This is a genomic window from Belliella alkalica (genome assembly GCF_022549785.1).
Classification (GTDB): Bacteria; Bacteroidota; Bacteroidia; order Cytophagales; family Cyclobacteriaceae; genus Belliella; species Belliella alkalica.
This window is the reverse complement of sequence record NZ_JAKZGO010000006.1, coordinates 230028-246637: the sequence shown is the minus strand read 5'-3', so window position 1 is coordinate 246637 and position 16610 is coordinate 230028. Positions and strand designations below refer to the sequence as shown.

16 protein-coding genes and 1 pseudogene are annotated in these 16610 nt (G+C 36.6%); 13 read left to right on the top strand and 4 right to left on the bottom strand.

Annotated elements, in window-relative coordinates; genetic code table 11:
• Window positions 1-234: 234 nt before the first annotated feature.
• Window positions 235-1542, bottom strand: a complete 1308-nt coding sequence (locus tag MM213_RS09710; protein WP_241411769.1) for a M23 family metallopeptidase — start codon at window positions 1540-1542, stop codon at window positions 235-237.
• 280 nt (window positions 1543-1822) lie between these two features.
• Here MM213_RS09710 and MM213_RS09705 point away from each other — a divergent pair, with 280 nt between their 5' ends.
• A complete protein-coding gene (locus MM213_RS09705) occupies window positions 1823-2695 on the top strand; it encodes a thioredoxin fold domain-containing protein (RefSeq protein ID WP_241411767.1) in 873 nt (290 codons plus the stop codon).
• Window positions 2696-2899: 204 nt separating this feature from the next.
• Here the strand turns inward: MM213_RS09705 and fabG are convergent, their stop codons facing one another.
• Window positions 2900-3646 carry a 3-oxoacyl-[acyl-carrier-protein] reductase gene (fabG, locus tag MM213_RS09700; protein WP_241411765.1) on the bottom strand — a complete coding sequence of 249 codons (747 nt, stop codon included), beginning with the start codon at window positions 3644-3646 and terminating at the stop codon, window positions 2900-2902.
• A 445-nt stretch (window positions 3647-4091) separates the two neighbouring features.
• Here fabG and lpdA point away from each other — a divergent pair, with 445 nt between their 5' ends.
• The 11 genes and pseudogenes from lpdA to MM213_RS09645 all read left to right on the top strand — a co-directional run bounded on the left by lpdA (window position 4092) and on the right by MM213_RS09645 (window position 13533).
• The gene (lpdA, locus tag MM213_RS09695; protein ID WP_241411763.1) at window positions 4092-5492 is read left to right on the top strand and encodes a dihydrolipoyl dehydrogenase; all 1401 of its coding nucleotides are present in this window, start codon (window positions 4092-4094) and stop codon (window positions 5490-5492) included.
• A gap of 97 nt (window positions 5493-5589) precedes the next feature.
• Window positions 5590-6123 carry an RNA polymerase sigma factor gene (locus MM213_RS09690; RefSeq protein ID WP_241411761.1) on the top strand — a complete coding sequence of 178 codons (534 nt, stop codon included), beginning with the start codon at window positions 5590-5592 and terminating at the stop codon, window positions 6121-6123.
• Window positions 6123-6941, top strand: coding sequence for an anti-sigma factor domain-containing protein (locus MM213_RS09685; protein ID WP_241411759.1), 819 nt, complete (start codon window positions 6123-6125; stop codon window positions 6939-6941). The genes MM213_RS09690 and MM213_RS09685 overlap by 1 nt, the downstream gene beginning before the upstream one ends.
• A gap of 469 nt (window positions 6942-7410) precedes the next feature.
• Window positions 7411-8448, top strand: coding sequence for a DUF4221 family protein (locus MM213_RS09680; protein WP_241411757.1), 1038 nt, complete (start codon window positions 7411-7413; stop codon window positions 8446-8448).
• A complete protein-coding gene (locus MM213_RS09675) occupies window positions 8445-8891 on the top strand; it encodes a hypothetical protein (protein ID WP_241411755.1) in 447 nt (148 codons plus the stop codon). The genes MM213_RS09680 and MM213_RS09675 overlap by 4 nt, the downstream gene beginning before the upstream one ends.
• A gap of 13 nt (window positions 8892-8904) precedes the next feature.
• A pseudogene (locus MM213_RS09670) lies at window positions 8905-9186 on the top strand (anti-sigma factor); the annotation flags it as partial.
• A gap of 216 nt (window positions 9187-9402) precedes the next feature.
• Entirely contained in the window at window positions 9403-9609 is a 207-nt protein-coding gene (locus MM213_RS09665; RefSeq protein ID WP_241411753.1) for a hypothetical protein, read from the top strand.
• Window positions 9610-9624: 15 nt separating this feature from the next.
• Window positions 9625-10743, top strand: coding sequence for a hypothetical protein (locus MM213_RS09660; protein ID WP_241411751.1), 1119 nt, complete (start codon window positions 9625-9627; stop codon window positions 10741-10743).
• A gap of 99 nt (window positions 10744-10842) precedes the next feature.
• Window positions 10843-11289, top strand: a complete 447-nt coding sequence (locus MM213_RS09655; RefSeq protein ID WP_241411749.1) for a DUF2721 domain-containing protein — start codon at window positions 10843-10845, stop codon at window positions 11287-11289.
• On the top strand, window positions 11279-12238 hold the full coding sequence (locus MM213_RS09650) for a glycerophosphodiester phosphodiesterase family protein (RefSeq protein ID WP_241411747.1): 960 nt from the start codon (window positions 11279-11281) through the stop codon (window positions 12236-12238). The genes MM213_RS09655 and MM213_RS09650 overlap by 11 nt, the downstream gene beginning before the upstream one ends.
• Before the next feature lie 278 nt (window positions 12239-12516).
• Complete coding sequence (locus tag MM213_RS09645; protein ID WP_241411745.1) at window positions 12517-13533, top strand: threonine aldolase family protein; 1017 nt, start codon at window positions 12517-12519, stop codon at window positions 13531-13533.
• Between the two features lie 247 nt (window positions 13534-13780).
• On the opposite strand, the gene MM213_RS09640 is transcribed toward MM213_RS09645, so the two are convergent.
• A complete protein-coding gene (locus MM213_RS09640) occupies window positions 13781-14005 on the bottom strand; it encodes a Txe/YoeB family addiction module toxin (protein WP_241411744.1) in 225 nt (74 codons plus the stop codon).
• A gap of 46 nt (window positions 14006-14051) precedes the next feature.
• Between MM213_RS09640 and MM213_RS09635 the strand changes: the two genes are divergently transcribed.
• Window positions 14052-15317: a replication-associated recombination protein A gene (locus tag MM213_RS09635; protein ID WP_241411742.1), complete on the top strand. Its 1266-nt coding sequence runs from the start codon at window positions 14052-14054 to the stop codon at window positions 15315-15317.
• Here MM213_RS09635 and MM213_RS09630 read toward each other — a convergent pair whose 3' ends face one another.
• Window positions 15318-16550: a hypothetical protein gene (locus MM213_RS09630; protein ID WP_241411741.1), complete on the bottom strand. Its 1233-nt coding sequence runs from the start codon at window positions 16548-16550 to the stop codon at window positions 15318-15320. It abuts the gene before it with no gap.
• Between the last annotated feature and the right edge of the window lie 60 nt (window positions 16551-16610).

Here is a 16610-nt window from a genome sequence, read left to right as displayed (position 1 = left end):
AAAAAGTTATGGATTTGACATTAATAGAGAGTACCAATTTGTTGATTGTTTGGCAGCTTGTATGCGTAGGACAGATTTTGATAAGTTTGTTTCTTTTGTTTTACATTCTTTTGACAAAGAATAGAGAGTATTTTAAAACTATCGAATATCTGGTTTTACTATTTATACCGATTTTGGGAATATTTTATTCGATTATAAGGCTATTTAAAATAAGGGGGATACAAAGGGCCTAAATCAATCAATAGCCCAATAAAAAGCCCCTGATTCTGATTTTAGCATTTTGTATGATCCAAATTCACCGATTATTTCCGCTTTTTTTCCGATAAGGTCGGATGGAAAAGTATTCTCATTCAAAAAATCTTCTTTTAGGGATATAGTATTGCTCATATCTATTTTTGACAAAGGAGGTAAGTTTGAGCTGAGCAGATTTTGATGCAAGTATCCATTCTCTCCGTCAGGTAATTTTACTCTATACCAATCTGAGCTTTTTCCCATTGCAAATACTATTGTATTGTTAGTAAGCTGTGTAATAGTTGAAGACTGTGTATTGGGTTCTTGTCTTAGGTTGGCTTTTGGGACGATGATTTTGTGAGGGCCTCCCAAATCAATGCTGTCCGAAAAGTTTGGTTCGGCAAGTTCTTTGGCACTTGCCAAAAATGGTAAAGGATCAACTGCCCCCCTTCCGGATTTGTAAATACCAAAATGCAAATGTGGAGGTGTTGTAATAGCGTTCCCAGTGTTTCCGACCAAACCAAGTGTGTCTCCAGGTTTGATTTTTTGACCTATACTGACCAATTGACTGTCAAGGTGTGCAAAGTAATAGGAATACCCACTTGCAGCCATGCTTACTGTTTTACCGCCTAACCGATTACTACCCACTCGGGAAACCCTCCCTTCCGTCACGGCAACCACAGGGGTACCTTTTGGGGCAAAAACATCCACTCCTTCATGTTTTCTCGCCCCACCATCCCTGGCCACACCAAAGAAGCTACCGATTGACTGGTGGTTTTTTCCCTCTATGGGAAAAGTAAGAGAAGCATTGTAGGTTACTGCAATTTGAATGATGCCGCCACGAAACAATTCTGGCTGGACTCTAACACCATGAATCCCTGATTTGGTGACTTTGTATTTGATCGAATGCTGCTCTTTTGCAAAGTGAATATTTTTCTGACTTTCATCTGTTTTTTCAAAAACATCAATAAAGACCATTCCGCTTTGTTGAGAAATCTGTTCTACCTTTATTTCAATTTCTTGACCTTCTGTTACACTGTATTCCAAAAAAACAGCCTGTGGATTTGCGTTCTCAAATCGGGTAACTTCCTGGTAGGGCAATGAAATGGATGAAGGGTTTAACAGTGCTTTTTCTCCCGCTTCAATCCAATCTTTTCCCAATGCATAGCTTTCCATTCCAGCATTCTTCAGGCTGTTTTCATAATCCTTATAGGGGCTTGAAGAGCCTAGAAGCTTGTCTATTTTGGTGCCATTACAAGAAAATAGAAGGATAGGGAGAATTAGTAGGTGTAAGAATGATCTGGCTTTCATACTCTTTTTATGATCAATAACCATGCTTACAATACATTTGACTAATTTTAATATCATTCTAATGGGGTGTCTTTTTCTTTAGAGTTCAGTTTGTTCTTTCTAATGCGATAAGCGTTTTTGCATATTTCCTTTTGAGAAATGTTTGATTTAATTATATTTAAGATTAATAGTTTAGTAATACAAGTTCTAGTCCGCTGAATCAAGGATGTAGCGTATTCATTACTAAGAAGAATATTAGCCATGATGCTTCTAGATTACCTAAAAAATAGATTTTGAACAGATGAAGATTTTATACCTCTTATTGATTTTTGTAATAACAGTATATCAGTCTTTTGGACAAGGTGTCAATTTTCAATCGATTAGCTTGAAAGAAGCCTTAAAGCAAGCGAAAGAAGAACAGAAGTACGTTTTTGTAATGTTCGGCACGACACATTGTGGCTACTCCATGGAGGCGTTTTTTAAATTAGGTAACGATCGGGAATTAGGAGAATATATGAATACTAATTTCATAAATGTGGCATTTGCTAACCCCGATGGGTTGAAATCTAAAAATATGAATGAGTTGTTTAAATCTTCAGTAGATGAATCATTTGCAAAACTTGAAAACAATGAAGAAGTGATGTTTACCAATTATTTCATATTCCCTAATTTTTTCTTCTTTGACCCTGACGGAAACATTACTTACTTTTTTAATGGAAGTAGGAAAATTGAGAAAAGAATAATGAAAGCTGCAAAAAAAGGGCTGAGTCCCAAAGCTCAGACACCTGTTTTTTTTAAAACTTACTTCAACAATAAAATGTACCCAAAAAACAAGCGCTCCTTAGAAATGCTTGCTGAAGGAATGTTTGCTTATCACCAATTGGAAATTCCATATAATTTGGATTATTCTAATCCTCAATCTATTTCTTGGGAAGACATCATACTTCCTGAGGAGAATTATGCTGATGCGGTCAAGCATTTAGAAAACTCTTTGTCTAAAGGAGATCACTATTTCAATCAGTTTTTGGCAGCCGTAATTTATGATAAGATAGGGGATAATGATAAGGCCAGGTTTTATGGACAAAATGCTTTGAGTAATTATCCAAAGCATTGGGTTGAGAAGAAAAGAAAATTGATAGATGAGCTGCTTAAAACTCAGTTTTCCTTGGACTAACTTCTACAGCAAAAAATAACCCTGCATAAAAATTAAAATCTTTCATGCAGGGTCTGATTTTTTATTATTTCACAATTAGTTATTCGGCATTCAATGTTCATCATTTTTAATTTCGAACTCGCCTGATCATAGGGCAGGTATTGAACATCAAATTTCGAATATTGATGAGTTCTTACTCATAAATCTACAATCTAAATTCTAAAATTAAGTCAACATAGCGCCATCTACTTGCAGCACTTGACCTGAAATATAAGAACTCATATCGGAACCTAAGAAAACACATGCATTTGCCACTTCCTCAGGTTGACCGCCACGTCGCATAGGAATGGCATCTCTCCAGCCTTGGACGGTTTTTTCATCTAACACAGCCGTCATCTCTGTTTCTATGAAACCTGGAGCCACAGCATTGCAACGGATATTTCTAGATCCCAATTCCAAAGCAACTGATTTAGTGAAGCCTACTATTCCAGATTTGGAAGCAGCGTAATTTGCCTGGCCAGCATTTCCTTTGATTCCGACTACAGAAGTGATGTTAATGATAGAGCCTGCTTTGGCTTTCATCATGGTACGGGTAGCAGCCTTGACAGTATTGAAACAGGATTTTAAGTTTACGTTGATCACTTCATCCCATGCGTCTTCGGTCATTCGCATAAGTAAATTGTCACGAGTGATACCTGCATTGTTGATAAGGATATCCAAAGCGCCAAACTCAGCAACTACAGCATTTACAAGTTCGTCAGCAGCAGCAAAATTGGAAGCGTCGGACTTGAATCCTTTGGCTTTGATACCAAAAGCAGCCAGTTCATTTTCCAAAGCTTGGCCTTTTTCTACACTTGACAAATAAGTGAAAGCCACATTTGCGCCCTCCTGAGCATATCTGATGGCTATCGCTCTTCCTATACCTTTTGATGCTCCCGTTATCAGAGCTGTTTTCCCGCTTAATATTCCCATGGTTTGTATGTTTGATTTAATTTGAGATTCAAAAATAATCAAATTTTTTTAGCACGCAGAGCCGCAGAGTCGCCAAAGTTATTGAATAAATTAAAAACCAATTTAAAGCGTCAAATAAGATTTAAGAAGATCAATATAGGTTGAAGGTTGACTTGTTGATGTTGTTGATCTTTAAAAAAAAACTTCCCAAACCTAAAATTATACCTAAGAAATTCAATTTCTCTGCGGCTCTGCGTGCAAAAAATTTATATATAAGCACCTCTTCTGAGTGTAAATCAATATAATCCATGAATCTAGTTAAATCTGTCCAATCTTAAAATTACTCCTACAAAATTCAATCTCTCTGCGGCTCTACGTGCAACAATAATACACGGTTCTTAATTTTTTTCTCTCCTTAAAAAGCTTATTTTTGCATAGCTTATTTGAAAATTAAAACATTAAAAATATGTCTTCAACGAAATATGATGTGATTGTAGTGGGTTCTGGACCTGGAGGGTATGTAGCGGCGATCCGTGCATCCCAATTGGGTCTCAAAACCGCAGTAGTAGAAGCTGCCGAATTGGGCGGAATTTGCTTGAACTGGGGTTGTATTCCTACCAAAGCATTGATCAAAAGTGCACAAGTATTTGAATATATCAACCATGCTGAAGATTATGGTATAAAAGTGAAAGATGCAGAAGTAGATTTCAACGCCATGATCAAAAGAAGCAGGGATGTAGCCGGTGGAATGTCCAAAGGAATACAGTTTTTGCTTAAAAAGAATAAAATAGACCAACTTTTAGGTTGGGGAAAAGTTCAGCCAGGTAAGAAAGTAGATGTTGAGGACAAGGATGGTAAGAAGACTACCTATGCTGCTGACCATATCATCATCGCTACTGGTGGTAGAGCTCGAGAACTTCCTGCTTTGAAAATTGACAATGAAAAAATCATTGGCTACAGAAAGGCTATGACTTTGGAGACTAAGCCTACCAAAATGGTAGTTGTAGGGTCTGGTGCTATTGGGGTTGAGTTTGCTTATGTTTATAATTCAATTGGTGTGGAAGTTACGATCGTTGAGTTTTTGGACAGGATTGTTCCAAACGAAGATGAGGAAGTATCCAAAGCCTTGGAGAAAATCTACAAAAAAGCTGGTGTCAAAATCATGACAGGTACGGAAGTAACAGCTGTAGATACAAAAGGAAAAGGTTGCAAAGTAACTGTGAAGGATAAAAAAGGAGCTGAGTCGACTATAGAATGTGACGTTGTCCTTTCTGCAGTAGGTGTTGTTTCTAATATTGAAAACATCGGTTTGGAGGATGTTGGTATTTTGGTAGAAAAAGGAAAAATCAAAACAGACGAGTTCTACAAAACAAATATGCCAGGTTACTATGCAATCGGAGATGTAGTAGCTGGGCCTGCATTGGCGCACGTTGCTTCTGCCGAAGGAATTATTTGTGTAGAGAAAATTGCAGGACACCATCCTGAGGCATTGGATTACAACAATATCCCTGGATGTACATATTGTATTCCTGAGATTTCGTCTGTAGGCTATACAGAAGCACAGGCAAAAGAAGCTGGCTATGAATTGAAAGTTGGTAAATTCCCGTTCTCTGCATCAGGAAAAGCATCAGCTGCTGGTGCCAAAGATGGATTTGTTAAATTGATCTTTGATGCAAAATATGGTGAGTTGCTTGGAGCTCACATGATAGGTGCCAATGTAACCGAAATGATCGCAGAGATTGTGGCAGTTCGAAAATTGGAAACAACTGGAATGGATTTGATCAAGACAGTTCATCCACACCCAACCATGTCAGAGGCAGTGATGGAAGCAGCCGCTGCAGCATATGGAGAAGTGATTCATTTGTAATTTCTAAGAATAAATTATAATATTATGGGCACAAGACGGATTTATTGTCTTGTGCTTTCTTTTTAGAACAAAATGAAAACAATATAAAAGGTATCTTTTGGAAGAAGAACAGTTGATTAATGGACTTAGGGCGCAAGACCGCAAGACGGTGGAGTATCTTTATGATAAATACTCAAGGGCGCTCTTTGCTGTCATTTCCAGAATTATTATTGACAAAAACATTGCGGAGGAAGTTTTCCATGATGCATTTATCAAAATAACTCGGAAAATTGACGGCTATGATGAATCGAAGGGAAGGCTTTATACTTGGATGGCAAATATCTGTCGAAATTCAGCGATAGATAAAACAAGGTCTAAAGAATTTTCAAAAAGCAGTAAGACCAATACGATAGATGACTTCGTATATGGAATTGAAAGCGCATCTGGGACTTTGGAACTGGTGGATGGGATAGGAGTCAAAGAGCTCTTGACCGCCCTCAACGAGGAACAAAGGTTTGTGATAGAATGTATATACTTCAAAGGTTATACACATTCTGAAGTTTCAGAGGAATATGATATTCCTTTGGGTACAGTCAAGTCACGTATTCGAGCCGCTGTAAATGTGTTAAAAAAGAACTTAGAGAAAATTTAGTGGATATACAAGCATATATATCGTCTGGGAAACTCGAACTCTTTGTATTAGGAGATTTGAGTGTGAGGGAGCAGGAAGAGGTCATGAAAATGGCTGAGCAATATCCTGAGATCAAGAGAGAACTTGAGCAGATAGAAGAGGCCATGTTTGCTTTTGACAATGTGGTAGGACAAGCTCCATCTGATTCTGTAAAAGAAAAGGTTTTGGATACTTGGGAAAAAGAAGTGAAATCAACTTCTAAGACTCAGGAAACTCCAAATGAAGAGACAAAAACTGTTGTATTGCAGCCGTGGAAAACTTATGCAGCTGCAGCATCGATTGTAGCAGTAGTAGCATCAGTGTTTGCAATATACTTTGCTACACGCTATTATGATGTGGATCAAAAATTCACGGCATTGATAGATGAGCGTGCAGTACTCGCCGAGGAGCTGGATAAGTATAAGGTGAATTATGAAGAGACTGATGCACAATTGGAGACACTCTTGACAGGGAATTTCGAAAGAGTTCCTATGAAAGGGGATGGCTTTGAAATGCAGAAGGATGCGCAAGTAGATGTATGGTGGGATAGAGGGGCAGAAAGCGTATTTATCTCCGTCAATACACTGAATGAGCTGGATGAAAACTCAGATTACCAACTTTGGGCAATCGGTGACGATGGGCCTGTAGGGATTGGCTTGGTCAACGCAGATCAGAAATTCAGCCTGCAACAAATGCAAGCAGTAGCTGCAGCAGGAGCTTTTGCTATCACCATAGAACCAAAGGGAGGTAGCGAAAGCCCAACCTTGGAGAAATTGGTGGTCTTGGGGCCTGTGGCATAATTACATAAATCTTTATTAGAAAAACCTGGCTGGAAAGCCAGGTTTTTTTGTTTCAAGTTATTGATGATGAGTGTTTTTTGATAAAAACTAAAAAAAAGCTTGACAACTATTGTTTTTTTTTTTCTATCATTGTTTCAATCAATTTTACCGGTATCTTTTTGATTAGGTTTAATAATCCTGCCTGCGTATTGCCATGGGTCTTTAATTTATTTAGTTATGAAAAAGTTAATGTTTTCTACTATTATAATAGTTGTGAAATAAGTTTTGTTCAAAAAAAAATACAGTTTTTCTCGTAAAAAATCATTTAGATTTATAAAGATGAAGGTTTTATTGTTATGGCAATTAATTTATTAGAGAGGTAATGTTTAGAAAAATCAATCAAATTAGAGCAAATGTAATTTTCTTTTTTTTCGGAGTACTGTCAATATACTCTTGCGAATTTGCTATAAAAGAAGATCAAATTAAGTTGATGGAGTTAGAGCATTTGGAGACACTTTATTTCCCACTTGATGTAACTACATTAAGAAATAAAATTCGAATGGGATATCTTGAGGATTTGGATTTATTATATGTGCACAATGAAAATCCAAAAAAAATCGATTTTTATGATTTTAGTGATAAAACTCTTTTCCAGACTGTTGAATTTGATGAAATAGATTCTAAAAGAGTGTTAAATAAAACTATGGTTCATGTGTTGTCACCAGACAGCATATATATTTATGATCAGATAACAAATAAGTTGGTATTATATTCAGATAAAGGCAAAGAATTACATCATGTTGGTACTGTTTTAGATGAAAATGATAAAGCAGATTATGGGATAATGCCATGGTGTTATTTTTATAGAAACTATACAGGGAATTTCTTCTTTGGCGTTACTATAAGAGGTGAACCAGTAAAGAAAACAAATGCAAGCCCGGTTCTTTTTTATTCTGAAAGTACAAACAAAAAAAAGTTTTTTGGAGTTTGGCCTGAAGAATATTTAAAGGATAATCAAATGTCATTTTCAGGCCCTAGCTTTTTGGAAGTTGATGATCATCTGTATTTGTCAATGGGATTTTCAGATAAACTTCAAGTATTAAGTTCAAGTGGTGAATTGATCAGTACATTTTTAGCAAATTCAAATTTGATGCGTCCATATCGAAGTATCAATAATAAATCAAGTGCCCTAGAAGAAAGTGCAAGATATCAATTGACAAATTCAAGATACACGAATCTTCTTTATGATAAGTCATCAGGATATTTGATTAGAGAAGGGAGTATTGGTTCAAATATTCCAGATAATGTAAGTCCATTTTCAGGTGAAATATTCCCTTCTAGGAATAATGATGATATTTATTTTGTATTGATTATAATTGATCCTAAAAATGGGAAAGTAGGAGAAATTCAAGGTTCTTGGATAGGTAATGATTCCTTTAGTACAAAAGATGGTATTTACATACAAGATAAATTGACAGATCCAAAAAATGAAGATGTTTTGATTGTTAATAAAATGAGAATTAAATGATTAAAACCAAAAAGCAGATTTTATTGGTTTTTATAGTTTTACTTCAATTTTGTAATTCAAATAAACAAAATTCTAAATTTGATTTATTAAATAGCATGAAAACTGAAGGGTATAAATATGTTTTAGTCCTGCCTGATGCTGGTTGCCTTTCATGTATTGATGCAACAGAAATATTTGTTAAAGAGAATAAGGATAATTTCAAGGATTTCGGATTAGTGTTTTCAGGTACAATTTCGCCAAAGAGTATTTCAAATAGATTAGGTTCGGATATTCTTACTAAACCTTATGTATATTTTGATTCAATCAATTCTTTTAGGATTGATTATGAAATGACAATCTACCCTCAAATTATTTATTTAGAAGGTGATCGAATTATTTTTAAAGAAGTGTCGCCATATCAGACAGGTAGTTTAGACTCTTTGAAACTTGTAATGGGGTTTTGAATTTCAAATATAGAAGGATGCACAAGTAGATGTATGGTGGGATAGAGGGGCAGAAAGCGTATTTATCTCCGTCAACACACTGAATGAGCTGGATGAAAACTCAGATTACCAACTTTGTGCAATCGGTGACGATGGGCCTGTAGGGATTGGCTTGGTCAACGCAGATCAGAAATTCAGCCTGCAACAAATGCAAGCAGTAGCTGCGGCAGGAGCTTTTGCTATCACTATAGAACCAAAGGGAGGTAGCGAAAGCCCAACCTTGGAGAAATTGGTGGTCTTGGGGCCTGTGGCATAGTTACATAAATCTTTATTAGAAAAACCTGACTGGAAAGTCAGGTTTTTTTTGTTTCAAGTTATTGATAACGAGTATTTTTTGATAAAAACTAAAGAAAAAAGCTTGACAACTATTGTTTTTTTTCTATAATTGTTCAGATCAATTTTACCGGTATCTTTTTGATTGGGTTTCACGATCCTGCCCGCGTTTTGCAATGGGTCTTAAATTTGTTTAATTATGAAAAAGTTATTTGGCATTTTAACTTTGTCTTTTACTTTATCTCTAACCTTCATGAATAATACTTCTGCTCAAACTATGACAGGATGTAATTATTGGGGTAAAGCTTATGGTTGTGACAGGTATGATTGTGGGGATTGTGTTTTTATGGGTTGTGGAGAAGCAGGTGGGTTTTTAATCTGTGGATTTGAGGAGGTAGATCAGTAATTTCTGTGTAAACAATTGAATACTAATTTTATGATACAGCGCTGTATTCTTTATATTTTATTCTTTGGTTTTTTCTCATGTAAAGTAGCAAACGAAGATCAAATTGATTTTGATGAGTTTGACTTAAATGTAGAAGATGTAAAGGTGATTAATGATAAACTAGGTTTTTTTCAAAAGCCTGAAAAGTCTCAATTTGTATCTGATTCTCTTATCGTATCCGTCGGTGGGTTTTCAGGTATTTCTATTTATAATTTAAATAATGGCGAACAAATTGACTTTGTCAACACTCTAAGTGATCCTAAAAGATCATTGATTTTCTCAACATTTGATGCCACTGACTTTCCGGATATCTATCTTTTGGAGAGTAAGCGAAAAATGGTTTACCATTACAATTTTGATGATAAAGAATTTGTTAAAGCCATCAATTTAGGTTTAGACGAAAGTACTTCTGTTCCTGTGTTTGGAGGGAAGTTTAAAAAGTACCAAGATGATTTCTATATTGAGCTCAATGCAGCCGAAACTTCCTTGTTAGATGCTGAATATTACAGAAAGGCTGGTAAGTTCTTAGGTGTTTTTGATAGTAATGGCAAACAGGTAAGACGTGTTATTGAATATCCAAAAGAAATAACTGATTCAAGAAAACACTTTGTACCTGACAATTATTATTCTTTTGATATTTATGATGATAAGCTTTACATATGTTTTCCATTTGAAAAATTTATAAGAGTTTATAATTTAAATGAAAACTTTGAAACATATGAATCAATTCATCTCCCGTTGAAAGATTATATGGAATTAGATTTGATTGGAATTCCTAAAAAGTTTGATCCTAAATTAATACCAATTGAACAACGTCAGGTTTCAGCTAGAGTAAGTGATTTGTTGATTGTAGAAAGAGGAAAGTTGTATTTGTTTTTTGCAATAAACGACAATAAACAAAATGAATTTTATCGAGAGTTTAGCTCTTTGTTTGAACTAGACTTAGATAAGTCAATGTGGAGAGTTCAGATAACCCCTGTTGACTTATATGAATTTGGAGAATTTGTTGGAGTGTCAGGCAAAAAGTTGGTTTACTTTGATGCTGCATTGATAAATAAAGACAACAAATTCATCAATTTGGCTGTTATGAAATAAATATTTTTAACCATTTGAAAAAGAAAACCAAAGGAACCTCCCTCGGTTTTCTTTTTTAACGGATATTCCCCAACTTGGATTTTCAAATTTCTAAGACTTATGGAACTCCAACTTTCGACTCCCGCACTTTTGTTTTCGGCCATCACCTTGATGATGTTGGCGTTTACAAATAGGTTTTTGGCCATTGCTAGCCTGATCCGGGGACTTCATAAAAAATATCTCGAAAACCCTGATGAAAACATTATCATTGAGCAAATTCAAAACCTCAAGAAAAGACTTGGCATGATCAAATATATGCAGCTTTGTGGAGTATTGAGCTTCTTGCTTTGTGTGATTTGTATGTATTTGATATTTATTGATGCGCAGCCTGCAGCCAATTATGTGTTTATTGGAAGTATGTTGGCTTTGTTGATTTCCCTAGGGATTTCTTTGGTTGAAATATTGATTTCTACTCAAGCACTCAACCTTGAGCTTCAGGATATGGAAATCTTATTTCAAAGTAGATCCAGTGGGTTTTGGTTTAAAAAAGATAAAAATGATGAATAAAAAGAACCGATTGTTATTAACCCTATTCACAGGGCTGTTCCTGATTTCTTGTAATCCTTCTAGTCAGAATGTCTCAGAAGGAAAAAATCCTAACGAATCACAAGGCGAAAAAAGGATTGAAGTGGTTTCATTTGATGAGGCAAAAACATTCTATTCTTGGACAGCGGACAGGATCCCAATGGTCTCAGCCCATCGGGGTGGACCCTATTCAGGCTTTCCGGAAAATTCTTTGGAAGCTTTTCAGAATGTGATCAATCATACCCCTTCGATTATAGAATTGGATGTGGCTATTACCAAAGATTCTATTTTGGTGCTAATGCATGACAATACTTTAGATAGAACGACCACAGGCAAAGGTAAAGTCAGTGATTTCACTTATGAAGAAATAAAATCACTGAATCTGGTAGATCTTGATGGCGAGGAGACAGGTTTTTTAGTTCCTACATTTGCTGAAGCTTTGGAATGGTCAAAGGGGAGAGCCTTACTGACAGTGGATGTAAAACGGGAAGTGCCTTTTGAAATGATAATAGAAGAGATAAAAAAGCAAAAAGCAGAACCTTATGCAGCAGTGATTTCTTACAGTGTGGAAGCTGCCAAAAAACTTCATAAACTGCATCCTGATATTATGCTTTCCGTTACCATCAGAAATGAAGAAGAACTGAAAAGATTTGAAGAATCAGGTATACCAACTGACAGATGGATTGCATTTACGGGAACTTCCGAAAGAACGCAGGAATTCAATGAAATGCTTCATGAAAGAGGCGTTTTTACGATTCTTGGAGTATTGGGGAACTTAGACCGCAGCGCCATCTCCCGAGGTGATCAGATTTATGCAGAATTTGTCCAAAAAGGAGCCGATATCCTAGCTACTGATAGACCTATAGAGGCTGCAAAAGCGATTAAGGAATTGATTCCGGAGGAGAGTTCTAAAATGAAATACTTTAAATAATAGACACAAGACACAAGGTATGAGACAACAATATGACATAAGATACAAGTGTCAGAGAAACGAGAAGCAGGATGCAAGACTTGCCCTGAAAGGGCTTTTGACATTAGCATAGGGTTGCAACCCTATGCTAGGATAAAAAGATATGTTTATTTCTGCCCTGAAAGGGCAATTGAATGGCTGTTGGAAATAAAGAGAAATCAATAAAAAAAGTGTCAAGTAATTTTAGGACGTGAGACTAGGTCTTGTATCTCACTTCTCACAACTCATTTCTAAAAAATATGATAATCGATTTAAGATCAGATACCCTTACCAAACCCACCGAAGGAATGCTCCATGCCATGTGGTCAGCACCTGTTGGGGATGATGTGTTTGGAGAGGATCCAACAGTGAATACTTTGGAGCAAAAGTTGGCAGATATGTTTGGCATGGAAGCGGGTTTGTTTTGTCCATCGGGCACAATGACCAATCAGATTGCTATCCGCCTGCATACAGGTTTGCAAACTGAAGTGATATGTCATAAATATTCACATATCTATCTTTATGAAGGCGGAGGCATTATGTCCAATTCACATGCATCTGTCAAGTTGCTGGATGGGGCTTATGGTAAAATCAGTCCTCAGGATATCCTAGATTCCATCAACCCCGATGACGTGCATGCCGCGGAGACGACCTTGATTTCTTTGGAAAACACCATGAACAAAGGAGGAGGAAGTATTTACACTTTGGAAGAGATCAAACCAATCAAATCTATTTGCGATCAGCATGGCTTGAAGCTGCATCTGGATGGCGCACGTTTGTTCAATGCTTTAGTAGAGACAAATGAAAGTCCAAAAGATTGGGGTGCTATGTTTGATACCATTTCTATTTGTTTGAGCAAAGGTTTGGGTTGCCCGGTAGGTTCTGTGCTCTTGGGAACCAAAGCAGACATCAAGCGGGCAAGAAAAGTAAGAAAGGCTTTTGGTGGAGGAATGCGTCAGGCAGGTTTTTTGGCGGCAGCAGCTATCTTTGCATTGGAGCATCATGTAGATAGGCTAAGGGAAGATCATATGAGAGCAAGGGAGTTAGGCAAAATGTTGGAGGGTCACGCTCTGATTTCGGAAGTGTTTCCAGTTATGACCAATATAGTGATTGCCAAACTATCTGGGATAACGCCCGCCGATATGCTTCAAAAACTGGAGGAAAAAGGTATAAAAGCTGTTAAATTCGGCAAGGATCAAATTCGGTTTGTTACCCATCTTGATTTTAATGATGAGATGCTGGAAAGTTTTGGGGAAAGAATAAAAGATTTTGATTAGATATTTAGTTTGTGATATTGGATACAAGTTGTGTAGAGACCTTTGAATGCGTCGCGGCGTACTCGAAGGTCTTTCATGTTAACTAAAGATTCTCTAGAAATAAGTATAAAAAGGTCTCCTGACTAAAAGCAGGTACTGTAAAATACAATTGAAACATACTTCGGGAAATTAAGGAAACATTTCTCAAAAAAGTTTTACGCTGGAAACGTAAGATGTTTTACTATGGTAACCCATCAGATCAATCTCCTCAATATTGATATCTACATTGAAGAATGTAGATAGACTCCTTATCAATTTTGTAAACTAATCTATGTTCAAGGTTGATCCTTCTTGACCACCATCCGGAAAGGTCATGTTTGAGTGGTTCTGGCTTTCCAGTTCCTTCAAAAGGTGTCCTCATTGAAGTTTTGATCAGTTCATTGATTTTTGAAAGTTGGATTAACTTTTCTTTCTTGGGGAAATATACTGTCATTGTCTATACTTATTGTTAATTTTCAGTTTCAAATTTCACCATTCAAATGATAAACAACACCCCACTAGCAGAAAGAATGCGTCCAATCAAGTTGGAAGATCTTATTGGCCAAGAGCATCTTTCGGCGCCAACATCCTTTTTGCATAAAGCTATCAAAAGTGGTAATGTGCCTTCTATGATACTTTGGGGACCTCCTGGGGTTGGAAAAACGACCATTGCAAATATCATTGCCAACGAGATCAAAGCACCTTTCTATACTTTGAGTGCTATTAGTTCAGGCGTAAAGGATATTCGAGAGGTGATAGAAAAAGCAAGGTTTCAGATGGGGGTAGTGCTTTTTATAGATGAAATCCATCGTTTCAATAAATCTCAACAAGATGCATTGCTTGGAGCGGTAGAGAAAGGGGTGATTCGATTGATCGGTGCTACTACCGAGAACCCCTCTTTTGAGGTCAATGCTGCTTTGTTGTCAAGATGTCAGGTGTTTACATTAAATCCTCTCGGGAAACCCGAATTGGAGGCAATGTTGATTCAGGCTTTGGAAAAGGATGTTTTTCTAAAGAAAAAAACTGTAGAATTAAAGGAAACCGAAGCTTTACTGAGACTTTCTGGTGGTGATGGGAGGAAATTATTGAATCTCTTTGAAATTGTTATAGAAGGAATCAATGAAGATCCATGTGTCATTACCAATGAAATCGTGACTACGATAGCCCAGCAAAAAGTAGCACTTTATGATAAGTCTGGTGAGCAGCACTATGATATCATTTCTGCATTTATCAAGTCTATCAGGGGATCAGATCCGAATGCGGCAGTCTATTGGCTTGCCAGAATGATCGAAGGAGGGGAGGATGTCAAATTTATCGCGAGACGATTGGTTATCTTGGCTTCTGAAGATATTGGCAATGCAAATCCCAATGCATTACTTTTGGCAACCAACTGTTTTGATGCAGTGAAGATCATCGGTTATCCTGAGGCAAGAATCATTCTTTCACAATGTGTGACATATTTGGCAAGCTCTGCAAAAAGCAATGCTTCTTATATGGCTATCAACAAAGCCCAGGCATTGGTAAGGGAAAAAGGAGACCTTTCTGTCCCGCTTCATCTTCGCAATGCGCCTACCAAGCTTATGAAAGATTTGAATTATGGCAAAGAATACAAATATTCACATGATTACGAAGGCAACTTTTTTGCTCAGGAGTTTTTGCCAGATGAAATCAAAAACCTCAAGCTTTATGATCCAGGAAACAATGCAAGGGAAAATGAATTGAGGAAATACCTCAATTCAAAATGGAAGGGGAAATATGGGTATTGATTAAAGAAACTTGAATTCATCTACCTTTTCGATTTTTTGTCTCAAATCACTGATATTGATGCTTGCCTTGATTCCGTTGTCCCTAACTGTTTTTTTGTCTTTCAGGTTTTTGGTGATTTTTTCATAAACCTGAAGAGGAGTTTCGCTTGGTCCCGTTCCTTTCTTTGGTTGTATGATATTGTTCTGATTCGCTAATTCCAAAGCTTCCAACACTTTCAAGTGGTAGTTGTCGGCAAGCTCGAAAAAATTATCATAATACAAAATGAATTTCTTTGCCAATTCCACAGTGCTATTTATCTGATTGCTGTAATTTTTCAGTTCTGATTCATTTTGAATCAATGCTGCATAATTCACTTGTCCTGAGGATATGTATTTTTTCTCAACTTGTGAAACATATTGCTCCACATATTCATTTGAAAATCCGCTCAATACGCGATTGAAGTAAATGTCTAATGTTTCAGAGGATGTTCTTTCTGGCATGAGATAGCCCAATTTAGCAGAATCTTTCTTCAATTTTGCCAGCAATTCTAGCTGAAGGTTTTCCAAAAGGACGACTCTTTCACTATTTGAAGATTGGTTGATTGCGTTGGCTTTGTCTAAAGCTGAGAAGTAAACCAAGTATTTGTTGAGTTCACCTTCAAATTTTCCCAGTTTTTGAAAATCTGGTTTTTTCTCAGTAAACATGGTACTGTATGCTACATTTATCAGCGAATTGGAAGCGAAAAAGGCTTGTGAAACAAATGGTACACCTGAAGTAAGTGGGCTCGATACAATGTTGTTTGATATTTCAAGAAACCTATCCATTTTGGTTTTGGTATCGAAAAGCCCTATTTTTTTTGCGGATTCCATGATTACTTCTTCCAATGAAAACCCCAAAGGTCCACCTTCAATACTTCCCAATGAATTGATAAAACCTTGATAATCCTGATCAGTCATTCTGGATTTGAGGTTGATGATATCATCACTTAGCTTTTTATAGATTTGCGTTGAATGGACGATACTGGACCTAAGAGAAATCCATCGTGTTTCGTCAGTGATATTTTTGTCATTGATAAGGTTATTGAGTGCTTTTTTGGTGATGTCAAGATTCTCAGAGAGGCTTTCGTTGTAACTTTTAAGCAATTCTATCTCTTTTTCCATTTTGATGATCGAAAGAGAATCTGATTTTGATTGGGCTAGAAGGGAAAGGGAAATCAATGTCATCAAAGATGAAAGCAGAATTGTTTTTTTCATGGGTGAATTGTTGGGCTAAGCGTTTATGAATCAGTCAAGAAACTCCGCAAATATATGAGG

What these genes read in the sequence shown, in the direction of transcription:
- MM213_RS09710 (WP_241411769.1), bottom strand. Translation starts at nt 1,542, where the DNA reads ATGAAAGCCAGATCATTCTTACACCTACTAATTCTCCCTATCCTTCTA.
- MM213_RS09705 (WP_241411767.1), top strand. Translation starts at nt 1,823, where the DNA reads ATGAAGATTTTATACCTCTTATTGATTTTTGTAATAACAGTATATCAG.
- fabG (WP_241411765.1), bottom strand. Translation starts at nt 3,646, where the DNA reads ATGGGAATATTAAGCGGGAAAACAGCTCTGATAACGGGAGCATCAAAA.
- lpdA (WP_241411763.1), top strand. Translation starts at nt 4,092, where the DNA reads ATGTCTTCAACGAAATATGATGTGATTGTAGTGGGTTCTGGACCTGGA.
- MM213_RS09680 (WP_241411757.1), top strand. Translation starts at nt 7,411, where the DNA reads ATGGAGTTAGAGCATTTGGAGACACTTTATTTCCCACTTGATGTAACT.
- MM213_RS09675 (WP_241411755.1), top strand. Translation starts at nt 8,445, where the DNA reads ATGATTAAAACCAAAAAGCAGATTTTATTGGTTTTTATAGTTTTACTT.
- MM213_RS09665 (WP_241411753.1), top strand. Translation starts at nt 9,403, where the DNA reads ATGAAAAAGTTATTTGGCATTTTAACTTTGTCTTTTACTTTATCTCTA.
- MM213_RS09655 (WP_241411749.1), top strand. Translation starts at nt 10,843, where the DNA reads ATGGAACTCCAACTTTCGACTCCCGCACTTTTGTTTTCGGCCATCACC.
- MM213_RS09650 (WP_241411747.1), top strand. Translation starts at nt 11,279, where the DNA reads ATGATGAATAAAAAGAACCGATTGTTATTAACCCTATTCACAGGGCTG.
- MM213_RS09645 (WP_241411745.1), top strand. Translation starts at nt 12,517, where the DNA reads ATGATAATCGATTTAAGATCAGATACCCTTACCAAACCCACCGAAGGA.
- MM213_RS09640 (WP_241411744.1), bottom strand. Translation starts at nt 14,005, where the DNA reads ATGACAGTATATTTCCCCAAGAAAGAAAAGTTAATCCAACTTTCAAAA.
- MM213_RS09635 (WP_241411742.1), top strand. Translation starts at nt 14,052, where the DNA reads ATGATAAACAACACCCCACTAGCAGAAAGAATGCGTCCAATCAAGTTG.
- MM213_RS09630 (WP_241411741.1), bottom strand. Translation starts at nt 16,550, where the DNA reads ATGAAAAAAACAATTCTGCTTTCATCTTTGATGACATTGATTTCCCTT.